General features: G+C 71.3%; 19 protein-coding genes. 13 read left to right on the top strand and 6 right to left on the bottom strand.

The genetic code is table 11. From position 1 onward, the window contains the following. The first annotated feature begins 29 nt into the window (after positions 1–29). Positions 30–683, top strand: coding sequence for a hypothetical protein (locus CLV40_RS20075; RefSeq protein WP_146108118.1), 654 nt, complete (start codon positions 30–32; stop codon positions 681–683). On the opposite strand, the gene der is transcribed toward CLV40_RS20075, so the two are convergent. From der to cmk, 3 genes are read right to left on the bottom strand one after another with little or no spacing between them, the layout of a single operon-like run. Further along, the gene (gene der, locus CLV40_RS20070; RefSeq protein ID WP_104480482.1) at positions 680–2,104 is read right to left on the bottom strand and encodes a ribosome biogenesis GTPase Der; all 1,425 of its coding nucleotides are present in this window, start codon (positions 2,102–2,104) and stop codon (positions 680–682) included. The genes CLV40_RS20075 and der overlap by 4 nt on opposite strands. After that, on the bottom strand, positions 2,097–2,792 hold the full coding sequence (locus tag CLV40_RS20065) for a lysophospholipid acyltransferase family protein (RefSeq protein WP_104480481.1): 696 nt from the start codon (positions 2,790–2,792) through the stop codon (positions 2,097–2,099). The genes der and CLV40_RS20065 overlap by 8 nt, the downstream gene beginning before the upstream one ends. After that, positions 2,789–3,475, bottom strand: coding sequence for a (d)CMP kinase (cmk, locus tag CLV40_RS20060; protein ID WP_104480537.1), 687 nt, complete (start codon positions 3,473–3,475; stop codon positions 2,789–2,791). The genes CLV40_RS20065 and cmk overlap by 4 nt, the downstream gene beginning before the upstream one ends. A gap of 210 nt (positions 3,476–3,685) precedes the next feature. Between cmk and CLV40_RS20055 the strand changes: the two genes are divergently transcribed. After that, positions 3,686–4,888 carry an AGE family epimerase/isomerase gene (locus CLV40_RS20055; RefSeq protein ID WP_104480480.1) on the top strand — a complete coding sequence of 401 codons (1,203 nt, stop codon included), beginning with the start codon at positions 3,686–3,688 and terminating at the stop codon, positions 4,886–4,888. Positions 4,889–5,175: 287 nt separating this feature from the next. Beyond that, the gene (locus tag CLV40_RS20050; RefSeq protein ID WP_104480479.1) at positions 5,176–5,892 is read left to right on the top strand and encodes a S1 family peptidase; all 717 of its coding nucleotides are present in this window, start codon (positions 5,176–5,178) and stop codon (positions 5,890–5,892) included. A gap of 192 nt (positions 5,893–6,084) precedes the next feature. On the opposite strand, the gene CLV40_RS20045 is transcribed toward CLV40_RS20050, so the two are convergent. Both CLV40_RS20045 and CLV40_RS39665 read right to left on the bottom strand, forming a co-directional pair. Continuing rightward, entirely contained in the window at positions 6,085–6,768 is a 684-nt protein-coding gene (locus CLV40_RS20045) for a DUF998 domain-containing protein (protein ID WP_104480478.1), read from the bottom strand. Between the two features lie 67 nt (positions 6,769–6,835). After that, positions 6,836–7,075: a DUF6059 family protein gene (locus CLV40_RS39665; RefSeq protein WP_146108117.1), complete on the bottom strand. Its 240-nt coding sequence runs from the start codon at positions 7,073–7,075 to the stop codon at positions 6,836–6,838. 254 nt (positions 7,076–7,329) lie between these two features. Between CLV40_RS39665 and CLV40_RS39660 the strand changes: the two genes are divergently transcribed. Next, entirely contained in the window at positions 7,330–7,755 is a 426-nt protein-coding gene (locus CLV40_RS39660) for a L,D-transpeptidase (RefSeq protein WP_146108116.1), read from the top strand. Positions 7,756–7,832: 77 nt separating this feature from the next. Here the strand turns inward: CLV40_RS39660 and CLV40_RS20035 are convergent, their stop codons facing one another. Next, positions 7,833–8,342 carry a hypothetical protein gene (locus CLV40_RS20035; RefSeq protein ID WP_104480477.1) on the bottom strand — a complete coding sequence of 170 codons (510 nt, stop codon included), beginning with the start codon at positions 8,340–8,342 and terminating at the stop codon, positions 7,833–7,835. Positions 8,343–8,548: 206 nt separating this feature from the next. Here CLV40_RS20035 and CLV40_RS20030 point away from each other — a divergent pair, with 206 nt between their 5' ends. The 9 genes from CLV40_RS20030 to CLV40_RS19990 all read left to right on the top strand — a co-directional run bounded on the left by CLV40_RS20030 (position 8,549) and on the right by CLV40_RS19990 (position 17,600). Continuing rightward, positions 8,549–10,843, top strand: a complete 2,295-nt coding sequence (locus tag CLV40_RS20030; RefSeq protein ID WP_104480476.1) for a chemotaxis protein CheW — start codon at positions 8,549–8,551, stop codon at positions 10,841–10,843. After that, positions 10,840–11,277, top strand: coding sequence for a chemotaxis protein CheW (locus CLV40_RS20025; protein WP_104480475.1), 438 nt, complete (start codon positions 10,840–10,842; stop codon positions 11,275–11,277). Before CLV40_RS20030 ends, CLV40_RS20025 begins: the two co-directional genes overlap by 4 nt. A 131-nt stretch (positions 11,278–11,408) precedes the next feature. After that, positions 11,409–13,058 (top strand): methyl-accepting chemotaxis protein, encoded by a 1,650-nt coding sequence (locus CLV40_RS20020; RefSeq protein ID WP_104480474.1) that lies wholly within the window; start codon positions 11,409–11,411, stop codon positions 13,056–13,058. Between the two features lie 187 nt (positions 13,059–13,245). Continuing rightward, on the top strand, positions 13,246–14,109 hold the full coding sequence (locus tag CLV40_RS20015) for a hypothetical protein (RefSeq protein ID WP_146108115.1): 864 nt from the start codon (positions 13,246–13,248) through the stop codon (positions 14,107–14,109). A gap of 345 nt (positions 14,110–14,454) precedes the next feature. Continuing rightward, positions 14,455–15,537 (top strand): protein-glutamate methylesterase/protein-glutamine glutaminase, encoded by a 1,083-nt coding sequence (locus CLV40_RS20010; protein WP_104480472.1) that lies wholly within the window; start codon positions 14,455–14,457, stop codon positions 15,535–15,537. Further along, positions 15,534–16,373, top strand: coding sequence for a CheR family methyltransferase (locus CLV40_RS20005; RefSeq protein WP_104480471.1), 840 nt, complete (start codon positions 15,534–15,536; stop codon positions 16,371–16,373). Before CLV40_RS20010 ends, CLV40_RS20005 begins: the two co-directional genes overlap by 4 nt. Then, positions 16,367–16,750 carry a response regulator gene (locus tag CLV40_RS20000; protein WP_104480470.1) on the top strand — a complete coding sequence of 128 codons (384 nt, stop codon included), beginning with the start codon at positions 16,367–16,369 and terminating at the stop codon, positions 16,748–16,750. The genes CLV40_RS20005 and CLV40_RS20000 overlap by 7 nt, the downstream gene beginning before the upstream one ends. A gap of 17 nt (positions 16,751–16,767) precedes the next feature. Then, complete coding sequence (locus CLV40_RS19995; RefSeq protein ID WP_245931407.1) at positions 16,768–17,241, top strand: chemotaxis protein CheX; 474 nt, start codon at positions 16,768–16,770, stop codon at positions 17,239–17,241. Continuing rightward, a complete protein-coding gene (locus tag CLV40_RS19990; RefSeq protein WP_104480469.1) occupies positions 17,238–17,600 on the top strand; it encodes a response regulator in 363 nt (120 codons plus the stop codon). Before CLV40_RS19995 ends, CLV40_RS19990 begins: the two co-directional genes overlap by 4 nt.

The raw sequence follows: 17,600 nt of genomic DNA, 5'->3' as shown, positions 1-17,600 counted from the left end.
GTGAATCGGGCATACGCGATCATGTGGGCATGGTGATGGTCGGGCGGATGGCGCGGGTGCTGCTGATCGGGCTCGTCCTACCCGGGTTGACCGTCGGTGTCGCCACCGGTGCCTCGCTGCTGGTGGCGTTCGCCGACCTGCGCGGGTGGACCTGGCCGGTCGTCGTGGTCGGGGCCTTGTCAACCCTCGCCCTCGGCGGCTTATCCCTCTACGGCGTCTTCACCATGTTCCAACGCGAGCCCGCCGACGCCGACGACGTGGCCGGGCTGGCCTGGGTCTGCGGGTTCGCCCTGGTCATCGGGGTGCTCGCGGCGGCGCTCATCGGCGCGCCGTCGTGGGTGGTGTTGTCCCGGGTGGAGACGGTGCAGTGCACCGTGCTGGACGTGAGCCGGGGGGCCGACGTGCGGGTCCAGGACGACCTGGTCCAGAAGCAGTACCAGCACGAGGTCGAGTGCGCCGGTGGCTACCCGACCTCCTACTCCCACCCCGAGGCCGCGGGCACCGTCGGCAGCCGGATGGGCGTGGAGATAGATCCCCACCAGGCCGTCGGGCCCGAGGAGATCCCCGGCACGCGCATCACCGGGGACATCGGGTTCTGGGGCGCGTTGCCCAGCCTCGGCCTCTACGTCCTGCTGGCCAGCGGACGCGGTGTCTACTGGCTGATCGGCCGCGGGTCCGCCTAGGCCTTGCGGGCCTTCTTCTCGCGCACGCGCACCGAGATCCGCACCGGGCTGCCCCGGAAGCCGAACTCCTCGCGCAGCTTGCGCTCGACGAACCGGCGGTAGCCCGCCTCCAGGAAGCCCGTCGTGAACAGCACGAACGTCGGCGGCCGGGTCTGGGCCTGGGTGGCGAACAGGATCTTCGGCTGCTTGCCGCCGCGCACCGGCGGGGGAGTGGCGGCCACCAGGTCCGACAGCCAGCCGTTGAGCCTGCCGGTGGACACGCGGGTGTCCCACGAGTCCAGGGCCGTGCGCAGGGCCGGGGCCAGCTTGCGCACCGAGCGGCCGGTCAGCGCCGAGACGTTGACGCGCTCGGCCCACGGCACGCGGACCAGGCCGCGCTCGAGTTCCTTCTCCAGCTGGTGGCGGCGCTCCTCGTCGACGAGGTCCCACTTGTTCAGGGCCAGCACGCACGCCCGGCCCGAGTCCACCACCATCGACAGCACCCGCAGGTCCTGCTCGGCCAGCGGCTGGCCCGCGTCCAGCAGCAGGATCGCCACCTCGGCCGACTCGATGGCCGCCTTGGTGCGCAGCGACGCGTAGTACTCCGTGCCGCTGGCGAAGTTGACCCGCTTGCGCAGACCGGCCGTGTCCACGAACCGCCAGACCTGGTCGTCGAGCTCCACCAGGGAGTCGACCGGGTCGACGGTGGTGCCCGCGACCGAGTCGACGACCGCGCGGTTCTCGCCGGTCAGCCGGTTGAGCAGGCTCGACTTGCCCACGTTCGGCTTGCCGACCAGCGCCACCCGGCGCGGGCCGCCGCGGTTCGCGCCGAAGTTCTCGCGCGGCGTGGTCGGCAGCGCGGACAGGATCGCGTCCAGCAGGTCGCCGGAGTTGCGCCCGTGCAGCGCGCTGACCGGGAACGGCTCACCGAGGCCCAGCGACCACAGCGCGGCCGTGTCGGCCAGCAGCCGGTCGTCGTCGACCTTGTTCGCCACCAGGATCACCGGCTGCTTGGACCGGCGCAGCACCTTCGCCACGGCCTCGTCGGTCGCCGTCGCGCCGACGGTGGCGTCCACGACCACCACGACCGCGTCCGCGTGCGCCATCGCGTACTCGGCCTGCGCGGCGATCGCGCCGGGCAGGCCCTCGAGGCCCGGCTCCCAACCGCCGGTGTCGAGCACGGTGAACCGCCGACCGCTCCACAGCGCGTCGTAGGCCACCCGGTCCCGGGTGACGCCCGGGGTGTCCTGCACGACCGCCTCGCGGCGGCCCAGGATGCGGTTGACCAGCGTCGACTTGCCGACGTTGGGCCGACCGACGATGGCCAGCACCGGCTGCGGCGCGGCACCCGCGTCGTCGGCGGCGGCGAACGCCTCGTCGATCGCGGCCCACTCGGACTCGTCGGACCAGGTGCCGTCCAGCGGTCCGTCCAGCTCAGTCATGACTTCCACTGTCCTTCTCGTCCATCGCGGCCCGGGTGGGGCCGCGCGTGGCGTCCAGCTCGCGCACCAGGTCCGCGAGCCGGGCCCGCAGCGCCTCGGTGGCCTCGGTCAACCCGGTGCGGCCCTTGCCGACCGGCAGCTCGAACGGTTCGCCGACCAGCACGTCCACCACCGGGCGGAAGCGCCTGCCGGACCCCTCGGGCCTGCGCGTGCCGCGGGTGGCGACCGGCAGCACGACCGCACCGGACGAGCGCACCAACCAGGCCGCGCCCTGCTCCGCCGCGGCCACGTCCCCCGCGCCGCGGGTGCCCTCGGGGAACACCCCGACGAGCCCACCGGCGCGCAGCACCCCGACGGCCGTGGTCAGCGGCGTCCGGTCGACCTCGCCCCGGCGCACCGGGATCTGGCCGATGGCCCGCAGCCCCCGCCCCGCCAGGCCGGTGAACATCTCGGCCTTGACCAGGAACACCGCCCTGCGCGGCAGCATTCCGAAGATGACCTGCGGTTCCACCATGGAGCTGTGGTTGGCGACCAGTACCACCGGCCCGGTGCGCGGGACCCGGTGCAGGCCGCGCAGGCGCAGCCGGAAGGCGGGGCGCAGGGCCCACCGACCGATGAGCCTGCCGATTTCGTGCAACCAGGGTAAAGCGCCCTCGGGCAGGTGCGTCGGGCGGGTGTCGAGGCTCACCGACCGGCCACCGCGTGGTCGAGGCCGCGCTCGCGGACCATGCCGAGCAGCCGGTCCAGCACGCCGGGGATGTCCAGCTCGGTGGTGTCCACCTCGACCGCGTCCACCGCGGGGCGCAGCGGCGACGCCGCCCTGGTCGAGTCCAGCCGGTCCCGGCGCTCCACGTCCGCCTTCGTGGCGTCCACGGTGGACGACCGGCCCGCGGCGGCGTCCTGCGCGGAGCGGCGCGCGGCGCGGGCGTCGGCGGAGGCGGTCAGGTACACCTTCAGCTCGGCGTCCGGCACGACCACCGTGCCGATGTCGCGGCCCTCCACGACGATCCCGCCGCTGCGGCCCCGGGCCTCGCTGACCACCTGGCGCTGCCGGGCCACCAGCAGCTCGCGCACCCGCGGCACCGCGGACACCGCCGACACGGCCTGGGTGACCGGCGCCAGCCGGATCTCCGCGGCCACGTCCTCGTCGCCGATGCGCACGTCCGCGCGGGTGGGGTCGGTGCCGATGCGCAGGTCGGTTGACTCGGCGCAGCGCAGCACGGCGCTCGCGTCGGCGGGGTCGACCCCCGCGCGCAGCACCGCCAGCGTCACCACCCGGTACATGGCGCCGGTGTCGAGGTAGGCCGCGCCCAGCGCGTCGGCCAGCCTGCGGGCCACGGTGGACTTCCCGGTGCCCGACGGCCCGTCCATCGCGACGACGCCCCGGAGTTCACCCTGACCCACCGTCTTGCCTCCCAGTTCGCGTACCGGTGCTTCGGCGTACCGGTAGACCGGAGCACCGGCGCACTATTCTGCCTGGCCGCACCCACCCGCCCGGGAGTCGGGGCGCTCATCGAGCCGCGACACCGGGGAGAATGGGGCGCAGTGTCCCGACGTAGTCGAGTCAGGTGAGGGTGGCCGGTGCGCGAGTTCCCTGGTTCTGGTGGCTTCACCCCGGACGCCGAGTGGTTGGCGGCGCACCGGGCGTCGCTGGCGGCGTTCGCGGCCCGTTCCCCCGACCCGGCGGGCGGGTTCCGCTGGCTCGACGCGACCGGCGGGCACCAGCCGGACCAGCCGGTGGCCACGTGGATCACCGCTCGGATGACGCACGTCTTCGCGCTGGAGGACGGCCTCGGGAACCCGGGCGCCGCCGCGCTGGTCGACCACGGCGTGGCCGCCCTGCGCGGCCCGCTGCGCGACGCCGAGCACGGCGGCTGGTTCGCCTCGCTCGCCGACCCGCGCAAGGCCGCCTACGACCACGCCTTCGTCCTGCTGGCCGCCTGCGGCGCGCACGCGGCGGGCAGGTCCGGCGCCGACGCGCTGCTGGCCGAGGCGTGCGAGGTCGTCGAGACCCGGTTCTGGGACGGTTCGCTGCCGCTGGAGAGCTGGGACCGCGGCTGGACCGAAACCGAGGACTACCGGGGCGCCAACAGCGCGATGCACTTCGTCGAGGCGTTCCTGGCCGCGGGCGACGTGACCGGTGACCGGATCTGGCACCGGCGCGCGCTGGATATCGCGACGCGGATCGCGCACGAGGTGTCCGCCGCGCACGACTGGCGCGTTCCCGAGCATTTCACGGCCGACTGGGAACCCGACCTCGACTACAACCGCGACGACCCCCGCCACCCCTTCCGGCCCTACGGCGGCACCATCGGGCACTGGCTGGAATGGGCGCGGCTGCTGCTGCACCTGGAAGCCGCGCTCGGCGCCGCGGCACCGGACTGGTTGGTCGCCGACGCCGCCGCGCTGTTCGACTCCGCGACCCGGCGCGGCTGGGCCGTCGACGGGCACCCCGGCTTCGCCTACACCCTCGACTGGGACGACCGGCCGGTGGTGCGCGAGCGCATGCACTGGGTGGTGGCCGAGGCGGTACTGGCCGCGTCCGCGCTGGCCCGGCGCACCGGGAAACCCGGGTACGACCGCTGGTACGCCGGTTTCTGGGACTTCGCCGTCCGGCACCACGTGGACGCCGAGCACGGCGGCTGGTGGCACGAGGTGACCCCGGGCGGGGTCCGGGCGAGCACCGTCTGGTCCGGCAAGCCCGACAGCTACCACGCCTACCAGGCCGCGCTGTTCCCGCTGCTGCCGCTCGCCCCGGCCGCCGCCGTCGCCGTGCGGGCGTGAATTCCCACCGATACTTCGGTAGGATATTCGACATCGAGGGCAAATCGGATCTATCGCCCTGGCCATAAAGTGGCGCGATAAATCCTGGCTATGCCAGTTAATCTGGCAATAATCGTCTCGAAGTCTGGAAGTGTCGGGGTTGCGCCCTGATCACGAATCGGTGCATATTCAACGGGCGAAGTTGTCCGGTGTGCGTACGTCCCCACTGTCGCCGGCATTTCGCGATTATCTCCTGCCCTTTTTGTCAACCCTGCTGGCGGAGTTGATCCGCCGATTGGAAGACTCCTATGCGTAGATTTCTCGCGGCCCTGCTCGGGGTCGGTGCGGTGGTGCTCTCGGTCGTGGCCGGTGCCGGTGGTTCGGCGTCGGCGGGCGAGGCCCAGCCGTCGATCATCGGTGGCCACGGGGCCACCGAGACCTACTCCTGGATGGTCTCGCTCAGCAACGGGTGCGGCGGCAGCCTCGTCGCCCCTCAGTGGATCGTGACCGCCAACCACTGCGGCAGCGCGTCGTCGGGCCGGGTCGGCTCGATCTCCAAGAGCTCCGGTGGTGAGGTGCTGCGGATCGACCGGCGCATCACCAAGCCGGGCACCGACCTGACGGTGATGCACACCACCACCGCGTCCCGCCAGACCCCGGTCAAGATGGCCACCTCGAACCCCGCCGCGGGCGGCTCGGTGCGGCTGATCGGCTGGGGCTGCACGAGCTGGCCGTCCTGCAGCCAGCCCAACACGCTGCAGGAGATCGACCTGACCCTGCTCGCCAGCAGCCGCTGCCGGGCCGGTGGCGGTACCGCCAACGACATCTGCGTCTCCGGCGACCGCGGCCACTCGGCCTGCCACGGCGACTCCGGCGGCCCGGCCATCGTCGGCACCCGCGGCAACTGGACGCTGGTCGGCGAGACCCACGGCCCCGGCGACAACGGCGGCGAGTGCGCCACCACCACCCTCTACACCGGCATCGCCTACCACCTGAGCTGGATCCGCCAGCAGATCGGCAGCTAGCCGGTCGGCACGAGGACCGGGGCGCCGCATCGACACAGCACGCGACACCGGCGCCCCACGGCCCGTGGTCGGGACCCGCAGCCAGGACGGTGGCTGCGCCCCGACCGCGGGCCGCGTCGTTCCCCGGGACGGACCGCAGGCCGCCCTCGGTCCGGCAGGATCGCGGGTCGTGCTCGATTCGGCGGGAAATCGTTACCCGGCAACGCTTTCGCCCGCGACCACACCGCGCGGCGCGAGAGCCGGGCCGAGGTCGCCCAGGATCGCCTCACCCTTGGTCAGCCAGGAGAAGCCGAAGGCGAAGATGGCCAGCGCCTCCAGCCACAGCACCGGCCGCGCGGCGGCCATCTGGGACTCGAAGAGGAACCCGCACACCCCGACCAGCGCCAGGCAGACCACGATCACGATGCCGCACACCAGGTACACGTGGTTGCGCGCCACCTTGCGCGGTGTCGGGTTCGGATCGTCGCTGCGGCGGAACAGCACGGCGCTGAAGTACGCCAGGGTCAGGAAGAACACGACCGCGAACACCGCGTGCAGCACACCGATGACCGTGTCCCCGCCGATGGGGTTGTCCGGCGCGGTGGGGAACACCGCGAGCCCGACGGCGCCCGCGGCGGCGATGTTGCCCGCGATGTCGTCCGCCGAGTCGTAGCCCCGGTAGGACAACAGGAAGACGCCTACCGCGCACATGGTGCCGACCAGCAGGTCGCGCACGTCGCTGTAGTAGTAGCCGCTGATCGAGTCGCGCATGCCGTCGTCGGCGACCAGGTTGCCGACGATCAGCAGAACCGGAAGGGCGACGCCGAGCACGCCGATCGCGCGCCGCAGGTAAAGGTAGGAATGGACCAGCCCATCGCGTGGGGACACCGTGGCCATGGGGACCTCCTCGGCTTTCTCGACCGCGAAGCGGACCGCGGTCAGGAGAAAACCGTAAACCCTTCGATCAGGCCCCGATGGACCATCGGCGGAAAAGTGCCCGTTCGGCCCTCGTGGGCCGTGTGCCGAGGCGTTCCGGGTGGCCGTGCGCCGGGGCCACCCCGGGCGCGGCGCGGTCCGCGTGCTGCGGCCAGCGGAAGTCCGGGTGCGGGTAGAGCGCGGCCCCGAGGGCGGCGAGCGCCAGGGGCAGCAGTCCGCGGCGCCCCGGTCGTCCGACGACCGGGTGAATGCGCTCCTCATGTCCCATGGCGGAAGTCTGACGGCTCAGACCTCGGGAGGTGGGCGTTTCTCGGATGTTGGAAGGGCGCTGAACCCGTCCTGAAATCGAATCGGATTCGGTCGGGAACGATTACCCGATTGGGCCGCCGGGTTTGGTGGTACTTAAGCGCTACCCGATACCGCGAGGCGATCGCGAACCGAACACGAGCCCGGAGCACGGACAGGGCGGATGGGAGGCCCACAGTGAGGTCGAGGCTGGGATCGAAGCGCACGGTCGGGCGCGTGCTGGGCGTGGTCACCGCTACGGCGGCCACGGGAGCCGTGGGGGTGCTGGTCGCGCCGCAGGCGAGCGCGGCCGAGGCCCCTTGCAGCACCGCGGCCAAGGCGTGCGTGTCGTTGAGCGCGAACGCCGCGTGGCTGATGAACCGCGGTGCCGTCACCTACGGCTCGGTGCCCATCACCGTCGGGCGGCCCGGTCACGAAACACCGACCGGTTCGTTCAAGGTGACCTACAAGGACATCGACCACTACAGCAGGGCCTTCAACGGGCCCATGCCGTACTCGGTGTTCTTCACGACCAGCGGTGTCGCCTTCCACCAGGGCAGCCTCAAGCAGCTCTCGCACGGCTGCGTCCACCTGTCCAAGGCGGCCGCCAAGGCCTTCTACCGGGGCCTGGCGCCCGGGGACGTGGTGGAGGTGGTCGCGTAAGGCCCTCGGGAGGGCACGGATGACGAGGGGAGCCCCGAAACCGGGGGCTCCCCTCGCCGCGCGTCCACACGCGCCCGCTAGATGACGGTGATGGTGAGGACCGCCGCGGTCTCGCCGGGATCGGGCAGCAGGACCTCCAGCCCGGCCGTCAGCCGCGCGGTGCCGCGCCCGGCCGCCGGACCCGCGACCGCCAGCACCCGGCTCGCGCCCAGGCCGCGGACGACCGACCCGACGGTCAGCACCTGCACGGAGGAGTGGTCGAGCACCTCGGGGGTCCAGGACAGCGGGTACCCCGGGACCGCGCCCGACCCCGTGACGAACGAGCTGACCTGGCCCGCCGCGTTCCACCCCGGGTCACCCACCCGGGTGTCGACGACGGTCAGCGTGCCCAGCGACCCGGTCACCGCGTACCGGGCCCCGGCGAGCACCGACGGGAGCAGCGCCGCCCGCTCCCGGTCGACGGAGATGAGCAGGTCACCGTCGGAAACGGTGACCACGAACTCGGCGTCGGCCGCCGCCGGGACCGCGCTCCCGACCAGCGTGCCGACCACGACCGCGAGCGCGACCGGAGCGCGCGCACCAGGCATGTCCCTCAAGTCTCCCGTCCCGACGCCGAAAGGGTCGCTGGAACGTCGCAGGGCCCGGTGAACGTCGCGGGAGCTGCGGTGGAACGCCGGATGACAACCCCCGGTTGGGGGGTCTTCGGAAAACCCGGCTCCAATCCCTCATGCGCCTCCCGGCCGCGCCGATGGGATTGGGCGACACCTGACCTGGAAGCGAAGCGTGGTGGAGCGTGGAAGACTTCGATGATGTGGTCCAGGAATTCCTGGTCGAGAGCTACGAGAATCTCGACCAGTTGGACCAAGACCTCGTCGCGCTCGAGCGCGACCCAACCGCGCGCGACCGGCTCGCGAGCGTGTTCCGCACCATTCACACCATCAAGGGCACCTCTGGCTTCCTCGCGTTCGCGAAGCTGGAGCAGGTGACCCACGCCGGTGAGTCGCTGCTGGCCCGCCTGCGTGACGGTGTGCAGACCCTCGACCGCCGCGGCGCCGACGTGCTGCTGCGCGTCGTGGACGTCGTCCGCGCCCTGCTGGCGGAGATCGAGCGCGACGGCCGCGAGGGCGACATCGACATCCGCGACACCGTCGTCGAGGTCGAGGCCTGCATCGCCGGTGAGCCCGCCCCGTTGCCCGCCGCCGACGGCGCCGGTAACGCGGCTCCGGCCGAGGCCCCCAAGGCCGACGCCGCCGAGGCGCCCGCCGCCGAGGCCGCTCCCGTGGAGCAGGCGGAGGTCGCCGAGGCCCCCGCCGAGACCCCCGCCGAGACCCCCGCGCAGGCCACCCCGGCCGCCGAGGCCGCTTCGGCCGAGGAGCCGATCCTCAGCCGCCGCGGTGTCGCCGACACCTCGGTCCGCGTGGACGTCGAGCTGCTCGACAAGCTCATGCGCCTGGTCGGCGAGCTGGTGCTGACCCGCAACCAGATGGTGCGCGCCACCGAGCACAACGGTGACCACACCCTGGGCCGGGCCGCGCAGCGCCTGAACATCATCACCAGTGAGCTGCAGGAAGGGGTCATGAAGACCCGCATGCAGCCCATCAGCCACCTGTGGTCCAAGCTGCCCCGGGTCGTCCGCGACCTGAGCAACTCGCTGGGCCGCCAGGTCAACCTGGAGCTGGAGGGCGCGGAGACCGAGCTCGACCGCAGCCTGCTGGAGGCGGTCAAGGACCCGCTGACCCACCTCGTGCGCAACGCGGTCGACCACGGTCTCGAGTCGCCGGACGACCGGGTCAAGGCGGGCAAGACCCCCGACGGCACGCTCACCCTGCGCGCCTACCACGAGCACGGCCACGTCGTGGTCGAGGTCGCCGACGACGGCAAGGGCGTCGACCCGAAGCTGATCGGCGCGACCGCGGTCAAGCGCGGCCTGCTCACCGAGGCCCAGGTCGCGGCCATGGACCCGGACGACGTGCTGCGCCTGGTCTTCCGGCCCGGCTTCTCGACCGCCGCCAAGGTCAGCAACGTGTCCGGCCGCGGTGTCGGCATGGACGTCGTGCGCACCAACCTCGAGGCCATCGGCGGCGCGGTCGACCTGCGCTCGGTCGTGGGCAAGGGCACCACCTGGCGCCTGACCATCCCGCTGACCCTGGCCATCGTGCAGGCGCTGATCGTGGAGAGCGCCAACGAGCGCTACGTGTTGCCGCAGATGTCGGTCCGCGAACTGGTCTGCGTCGAGGGCCAGTCCTCGGCGCGCATCGAGTACGTCTCCGGCGCCCCGGTCTGCCGCCTGCGCGGCCGACTGCTGCCGCTGGTCCGGCTCAACGAGGCCCTCGGCGGCCCCGCGGAGCGCCCGGAGGAGAACGGCGAGGCCATCTACATCGCCGTGCTCAACGGCGAGGGCCACGAGTTCGGCCTGGTCGTCGACCGCGTGCTCACCACCGAGGAGGTCGTGGTCAAGCCGCTGGCCAGCCACCTCAAGGACGTCGGCTGCTACGCCGGTGCCACCATCCTCGGTGACGGCCGCGTGTCGCTGATCCTCGACGTGCTGGCGCTGGCCCGCAACGCGCACCTCGGCTCCGCCGAGCGCGCCGCCGCGGCCGCCGCCGCCCTGGCCGAGGCCGCCGCGCAGCGCGCCGAGACCCGCGACCGCCTGCTGGTCACCCGGGTCAGCGACCGCCGCGTCGCGATCCCGCTCAGCATGGTCACCCGGCTCGAGGAGTTCCCCGTCTCGGCGGTGGAGCGCGTCGGCAGCCGCGAGGTCGTGCAGTACCGGGGCCAGATCCTGCCGGTCCTGCGCCTGTCCGGTCTGCTCGGTTCGTGGTCGGAGGACGTCTCCGACACCGTCCCGGCGGTCGTCTACTCCTCCGGCGGCCACTCGGTCGCCCTGGCGGTCGACGGCATCCTCGACATCGTCGACGACACCGCGCCGCACGGTCCCGCCGACGGCGACGGCCTCTCCGGCTCGACCGTCATCGACGACAAGGTCACCGAGCTGCTCGACATGCGTCGGGCGATCATGGCCGCCGACCCGGACTTCCAGCTGCCCGAGTACGAGACCCCGGACTACCTCGTGGAGGCGTCGTCGTGAGCACCGTCAGGTACGCCACCTTCGAGGTGGCAGGCCAGCTCTTCGGCCTGGAGGTGAGCGAGGTCCAGGAGGTGCTCGCCTTCTCCGAGTACACCCCGGTACCGCTGGCCCCCGGCCACGTCGGCGGGCTGTTCAACCTCCGCGGCCAGGTCATCGCCGCGCTGGACCTGCGGGTCCGGCTCGGTGAGCCGCGGGTGGAGCGCACCGGTCCGGCGATGAACGTCATCGTCCGCACCGACGACGAGTCGGTGAGCCTGCTCGTGGACCGCATCGGCGATGTGGTCGAGCTGGAGGACACGGTCGCCGAGCCGGTGCCCGACACGCTCAGCGGCCCGGCCCGCGAGCTGATCACCGCGGCGTTCCCGCTGGCGGACCGCCTGATGCTCGCGCTGGACGCGCGGGCGGCGGTGCGCGGCGAAGCCACGGTCGCGTAGCAGGCAGGCGAACAACTCCACACCACCACGCTGTGGCCCCCGGGCGTCACCCGACGCCCGGGGGCCTCGCGCGGATCCCCCGCTCCTCCCCGCCGCCCCGCACCCAGACCCGTCGAAGGGCAACAGCGCTGATGTCCGAGTCGTCCACTCCGGCCGCGAGCACCCGCCGCGGCCTCCTCGGCAGGGTCCTGGCCGACCGCTCGCTGGCCACCAAGATCTTCGCCGCCATCGCGCTGCCCGCGGTGGTCGCGATCGGCGTCGGCGTGCAGGGCATGGTGGTCACCGACCAGGGTGCCGACACCTCGACCCGGCTCGGCAAGAACGCCGCGGCCGTGGGGGAGATCAGCAACTTCAACTCCGTCGCGATCACCGCGACGTCGCACCTGTACGCCTCGTTCATCACTAGCGACACCGGTCGCGTGGAGACCGAGATCAAGGGCGCCACCGAGGCCATCGGCGCGCTGCGCGCCGCGCTGGTGAAGTTCGAGGACGGCATCAAGGCCGACCCGGACTTCTCCGCGGTGCCCCTGGACGTCGTCGAGGGCGTCGTCGCGGGCCTGGACAAGCTCGTCGGCGTGGTCGGCGAGCAGGTGTTCCCGCCCGCCCGGGAGGGCCGCTCCGAGGTCGCGCTGATCCGGTTCAACAACCTCGGCGAGCCCATCATGAACGAGATGGGCGAGGGCCTGGCCCGGATGCAGCAGCTCGAACTGGCCGATGTCCAGGTCGGCGTGGCCGACGCGGCCTCGGCCAGCGCCACCGCGCGCTGGACGACCCTCACCCTGCTCGGCGCGGGTTTGCTGCTGGCCGCGCTGGTCGGCTGGCTGATCATCCGAGGGATCACCCGGTCGGTTCGCGGCGTCTCCAGCGTGTTGGTGTCCGTCGCGGAGGGTGACCTGACCCGCAAGGTCGAGGTCCGCTCCGCGGACGAGATCGGCACCATGGCCGCCGCGCTCAACACGGCCACCTCGAGCATGCACGACACCGTGACGGCGATCGCCCACAGCATCAGCGACCTCGAGGACGCGACCGTCGACATGTCCGGCATCGCGGGCCAGGTCACCGACGCGACCGGCGAGACCAGCGCCCAGGCGGGCGTGGTCGCCGCGGCGGCCGAGCAGGTCGCCAGGAACGTGCAGACCGTGGCCACCGGCGCGGACGAGATGTCGGCGTCGATCCGGGAGATCGCGCAGTCGGCGAACGAGGCCGCCGGTGTCGCCGGTCAGGCCGTGACCGTCGCGGCCACCACGAACAGCACGGTCGCGAAGCTGGGCGAGTCGTCGATGGAGATCGGCAACGTGGTCAAGGTGATCACCTCGATCGCGGAGCAGACGAACCTGCTGGCGCTGAACGCGACCATCGAGGCCGCTCGGGCCGGTGACGCGGGCAAGGGGTTCGCCGTCGTCGCGAACGAGGTCAAGGACTTGGCCCAGGAAACCGCCAAGGCCACGGAGGACATCTCCCGCCGGGTCGAGATGATCCAGGGCGACACCGCGAACGCGGTGAACGCGATCGACGAGATCTCCGAGATCATCGGTCGAATCAACGACTTCCAGCTGACCATCGCCTCTGCGGTGGAGGAGCAGACCGCCACGACCAGCGAGATGAACCGCAACGTGGGCGAGGCCGCGACCGGTGTGTCCGAGATCGCACAAAATATCGCGGGAGTTGCCTCAGGTGCGGCGAGCGCGACCACCAGCATCGGCGCCTCGAACCAGTCGGTGCAGACCCTCACCCGGCTCGCCGCGGAGCTGCAGACGCAGGTCAACCGCTTCACCACCTGATCGGACTACCCGGTTGCCGGGGTCCACAGTGGATCATCTACGCTGTGTACCAAGATCCCGTGCGGTAACAGGGAAGCTACATCAAACAGGCGTAATCTCTCACCCGCTTGAGGCAGGGCCGTCGCTCTGCGTGCTATTGCCGTCTGATATGGACTCGTTCGGTAATCACGGGTGCATACTGGTCCAGGTGTACAGCCTAGTCAGCGCCCCCGTGTTGGGCTTCGACCTCACCCGCCTGGAGGGCGGCCCGGCGACGGCGGACATCCTGCTGACGCTGCTGGCCCAGTCCACTCGGGACATCGAAGCGCTCGCGCGCCGCGCCTCTCCCCAAACCCCCGCCCTGGCCCTCGCCCGCTCGCACGCCCTGCGCGCGGCGACCGAGAAGCCCTCCGTCCGCGACCTCGCGGGTCCCTCCGCGGTCAGCCTGCTGCAGCGGGCGCCGATCGGGACCCTGGCCGCCTTATTGCACTGCGTGCGCACCGACGTGCTGGTGCCCGACCGGGACAACGTCCCGCCGGGCACAGTCGCCGAGGCGCCCGACGGCGCGGTGGCCATCGTCACCGACGCGGTCTGCGCGACCTACCTGCGCGAGTCGCTCACCGACGTGGACCGCCGGGTGCTCGCCGCCGCGTGGCTCACCGCCCGCCGCGAACTCTCCGCCGCCGCCCCCGACCTGGGCCCCGCGCACGCCCCGGTGCACCGGTTGCTCGACCGGGTCCGCTCCGCGCACCCCGCTGAGGTCCGCGCCCTGGGCGTGGCCGCCGAGCGGATGCGCGTCGGCCAGGTCAGCTGGTCGTCCGCGATGCACTCCGCCGCGTGGGGCGTGCACGTCGCCGGTCGCATCCGGGCCGCGGCCGCGGCCCAGCTGCTGCTGGTCAAGGCCGTCGACACCGCGGGCATCTCGGTGGACGACCGCGCGGCGGGGGTGTGGAACGTCCTCGCGGGGGCGGTCCAGGCCCTGATGGTGCGCGACCTGGTGGACTCCGACTCCGCGCAGGAACTCCTGGTCCCCTGCCTCTCGGCCTTCGGGCCCGACTGGCTCAGCGCGTAACCGCTCACCACATATATATACCGCACAACCGCAAGTCCAGTCCCCCCTTGATCCACTCGGGACAGTCCACTTGGGCCTACATTTGGCCGACAGGTGGCGACGTCGCCGATCCTGCGACGGGCGTCACAGGGGTTCGACGAGGCCCGTGTCCACCGGTTCCGGTGGACACGGGCCTTTCTCATTCGAGTGAACCCGATCGGACCAATGCGACAACTCAACGGCACCGAAAAACTGTGAGCCGGGTGAGAACTCCACTAATCGAGGGCTCAGGAGCGCCCGTGGGCGGCCGATGCAGCAGTTGTCGCGGAGGTCAGGTGCCTCCGCCGCCGACCCCGGAGGCCCTCTGTGATCTCGGTGCTGGTGGTGGACGATTCGGTGGTCATCCGCCGGCTCGTCACGGATGTGCTGTCGTCCGATCCGAAGGTGCGCGTCGTTGGCACCGCCCCGGACGGCCGGATCGCACTGGCCAAGATCGCCCAGCTGAAGCCCGACGTGGTGACGCTGGACGTGGAGATGCCGGTGCTCAACGGGGTCGAGACCGTGCGCGAACTGCGCAAGACCCACCCCACCCTGCCGGTCATCATGTTCTCCACGTTGACCAGCGACGGTGCCGAGGCGACCGTGGCCGCGCTGGCCGCGGGTGCCACGGACTACGTGACCAAGCCCGCCAACGCGGGCAGCCTGAACAAGGCGGTCACGGAGGTGCGGGACCAGCTGCTGCCGCGCATCCACGCGCTGTGCGGCAAGCCGGTCTACGCGCCGCCCCCGCCGCGGCCCCCGGACTCCGTCAAGAAGGTCCCCGCGGGACCGCGCAAGCCCGCGCAGGCAGTCCTCATCGGATCGTCCACCGGCGGTCCCGAGGCGCTGCGCACAGTGCTCACCAAACTTCCGGCATCCCTGCCGGTTCCGATCCTGGTGGCGCAACACATGCCCCCTGTGTTCACCACCATGCTCGCCCGCCGGATCGACCAGGAAAGCGCCCTGCGCGTGGTCGAGGCCTCCGACGGCGAGCCCCTGCGCCCCGGGTGCGTCTACATCGCACCGGGCGGGCGGCACATGGAAGTCGTCAAGGCCGCGGGCGGGTCCCGCGTCCGGCTGCACGACGGCCCCATGGAGAACCACTGCCGCCCGGCGGTGGACGTGCTGTTCCGCTCCGCGACGCGGGTCTACGGATCGGGGTCCCTGGTCGTCATGCTCACCGGCATGGGCCAGGACGGAAAGCTCGGCACCCAGGGCCTGGCCGCCCTCGGTGCCGAGGTCATCGCCCAGGACCAGGCCACCTCGGTGGTCTGGGGGATGCCCGGGGCAGTCGTCAGCGCGGGACTGGCCGACGCGGTCCTACCGCTCGGGAAGATCGCGGAGAACATCGTCGCACGCGTGTCGTCGCAGGCGGCGGCAATTGGAAGGGAGGTGGCGCGGTGGAAATGACCCCGGCGCTTTTCGCCTTTGTGGCGGATCTTGTCTACCGGGAGGCGGGCATGGTCCTGCGACCCGGCAAGGAGTACCTGGTCGAGTCCAGGCTCAAGCCAGTGGCCAAGGAAACCGGGCACGCCACGGTTGGTTCACTGGCCAACGCACTGCGCACGGGATCCACTTCCCTGCGTACCATGGTCGTGGAAGCGCTCACGATCAACGAGACGTCCTGGTTCCGTGACCGGGAGCCGTTCTCGGCGCTCACCGACACGATCCTGCCGGACGTGCTGGCCCGCAACACCACCGGTCCACTGCGGATCTGGTCGGCGGCCTGCTCGAGCGGCCAGGAGCCCTACAGCATCGCCATCACCCTGGAGAAGGCCCTGCCCCCGGGCCGGAAGTACCAGATCATGGGCAGCGACCTCTCCGAGGAGATGCTGCGGCGTTCGCGCGCGGGCAGGTTCAACCAGCTCGAGATCAACCGCGGCCTGCCCGCGACCGACCTGGTGACCTACTTCCAGCGCGCGGGAGCGGAGTGGGAGGTGATCCCGAGGATCCGGCAGAACCTGTCGTTCCAGCGGGTCAACCTCTGCACGACGTTGCCGCCCATGCAGAAGTTCGACGTGGTCTTCCTCCGCAACGTGCTCATCTACTTCGAGCCGGAGACCAAGCGCGCCGTGCTGGACCGCATCCGCCAGGTGCTCAACCCCGGTGGTTGGCTCCTGCTCGGCGCGGCCGAGAGCACGGTCGGCATCGACTCCGTCTTCGAGCGGGTGCCCGTCGGCAGGACGGCCATCTATCGGGCGCCTGCCCAAGAACGCCTAAAGGTGAAAGAGGTGACGCAGTGCTAGGGATTGTGATCGACGATTCCCGGGCCATGCGCAAGATTCTCCGCGGCCTGCTGGCCGACCTCGGGTTCGAGGTGCTGGAGGCGGGCAACGGGCAGGAGGCGCTGGAACTGCTCCAGAGCACCGGTCGCGTCCCGGACTTGGCGCTGGTCGACTGGAACATGCCCGTGATGACCGGTCTGGAGTTCGTGGTCGAGGCGCGCAAGATCGCCGAGCTGCGCCAGATGACCCTCATGATGGTGACCACCGAGAGCGAGCACGGTCAGATCGTCCGCGCCCTCGCCGCCGGTGCTCACGAGTACGTAATCAAGCCGTTCACCCGTGACGGAATCATTGACAAGCTGGCCCTCCTCGGCCTGGTCCCGGTGGGGGTCCTCTGATGACGAACGATGTTGCCATGAACGTTGATGTCGACCTGGACATCATCGCGGAGCAGGTGTGGTCCGCGTTCCTCAACAGCGGCGAGGACGAAGCGATCTTCGCCGCCGACGACAAGGGCTCGCACGCGGACCTCGCGGCCTCGGTCGCCATGGTCGGCGCCTACGAGGGTCACCTGGTGGTGTCCTGCTCGCACAAGGCGTCCCGCGACGTGGCCTCCGTGCTGTTCGCGATGGAGGCCGACGAGGTGTCGCAGGACGACATCGGCGACGCGCTCGGCGAGCTAGCCAACGTCCTCGGCGGTAACGTCAAGTCCGTGCTGCCGTCGCCTTCGCAACTCTCTCTCCCCCGTGTCTCCGCCACCGAACACGAGCGGTGGCCGGGCACTGTCGAGGTCTGCCGCACCGTGGTCAGCTGGCGCGGCGAGCCCTTCGTCGTGTCGCTGCTCAGCGGTGGACACGCCGTCCACAAAACTCAGGAGGTGCCCGCATGAAGATCCTGGTCGCCGACGACAGCAGGGTCATGCGCCAGATCGTCATCCGGACTCTTCGCCAGGCCGGGTTCGACAACCACGACATCGTCGAGGCCGAGGACGGCGCCGCTGCCCAGACCAGCGTCGCCGCCGAGAAGCCCGACCTCGTGCTGTCCGACTGGAACATGCCCAACATGTCCGGCATCGAACTGCTCCACGCCCTGCGCAGCAGCGGCAACTCGGTCCCCTTCGCCTTCGTCACCTCCGAGTGCTCGGACGAGATGAAGGCCAAGGCCGAGGCTGGCGGGGCACTGTTCCTAATCAGCAAGCCGTTCACCGCGGAGACCTTCCGCGAGCGGCTCAACGACATCCTGGGGTGA

This window comes from Actinokineospora auranticolor (assembly GCF_002934265.1).
Lineage (GTDB): Bacteria > Actinomycetota > Actinomycetes > Mycobacteriales > Pseudonocardiaceae > Actinokineospora > Actinokineospora auranticolor.
Note: the sequence above shows the minus strand (reverse complement) of the source record. Positions and strands in the feature narration are given on the sequence as shown.

What these genes read in the sequence shown, in the direction of transcription:
- CLV40_RS19995 (WP_245931407.1), top strand. Translation starts at nt 16,768, where the DNA reads ATGAACGTTGATGTCGACCTGGACATCATCGCGGAGCAGGTGTGGTCC.
- CLV40_RS19990 (WP_104480469.1), top strand. Translation starts at nt 17,238, where the DNA reads ATGAAGATCCTGGTCGCCGACGACAGCAGGGTCATGCGCCAGATCGTC.
- CLV40_RS20075 (WP_146108118.1), top strand. Translation starts at nt 30, where the DNA reads ATGGTGATGGTCGGGCGGATGGCGCGGGTGCTGCTGATCGGGCTCGTC.
- CLV40_RS20045 (WP_104480478.1), bottom strand. Translation starts at nt 6,768, where the DNA reads ATGGCCACGGTGTCCCCACGCGATGGGCTGGTCCATTCCTACCTTTAC.
- CLV40_RS20050 (WP_104480479.1), top strand. Translation starts at nt 5,176, where the DNA reads ATGCGTAGATTTCTCGCGGCCCTGCTCGGGGTCGGTGCGGTGGTGCTC.
- CLV40_RS20005 (WP_104480471.1), top strand. Translation starts at nt 15,534, where the DNA reads ATGACCCCGGCGCTTTTCGCCTTTGTGGCGGATCTTGTCTACCGGGAG.
- CLV40_RS20035 (WP_104480477.1), bottom strand. Translation starts at nt 8,342, where the DNA reads ATGCCTGGTGCGCGCGCTCCGGTCGCGCTCGCGGTCGTGGTCGGCACG.
- cmk (WP_104480537.1), bottom strand. Translation starts at nt 3,475, where the DNA reads ATGGACGGGCCGTCGGGCACCGGGAAGTCCACCGTGGCCCGCAGGCTG.
- der (WP_104480482.1), bottom strand. Translation starts at nt 2,104, where the DNA reads ATGACTGAGCTGGACGGACCGCTGGACGGCACCTGGTCCGACGAGTCC.
- CLV40_RS39665 (WP_146108117.1), bottom strand. Translation starts at nt 7,075, where the DNA reads ATGGGACATGAGGAGCGCATTCACCCGGTCGTCGGACGACCGGGGCGC.
- CLV40_RS20020 (WP_104480474.1), top strand. Translation starts at nt 11,409, where the DNA reads ATGTCCGAGTCGTCCACTCCGGCCGCGAGCACCCGCCGCGGCCTCCTC.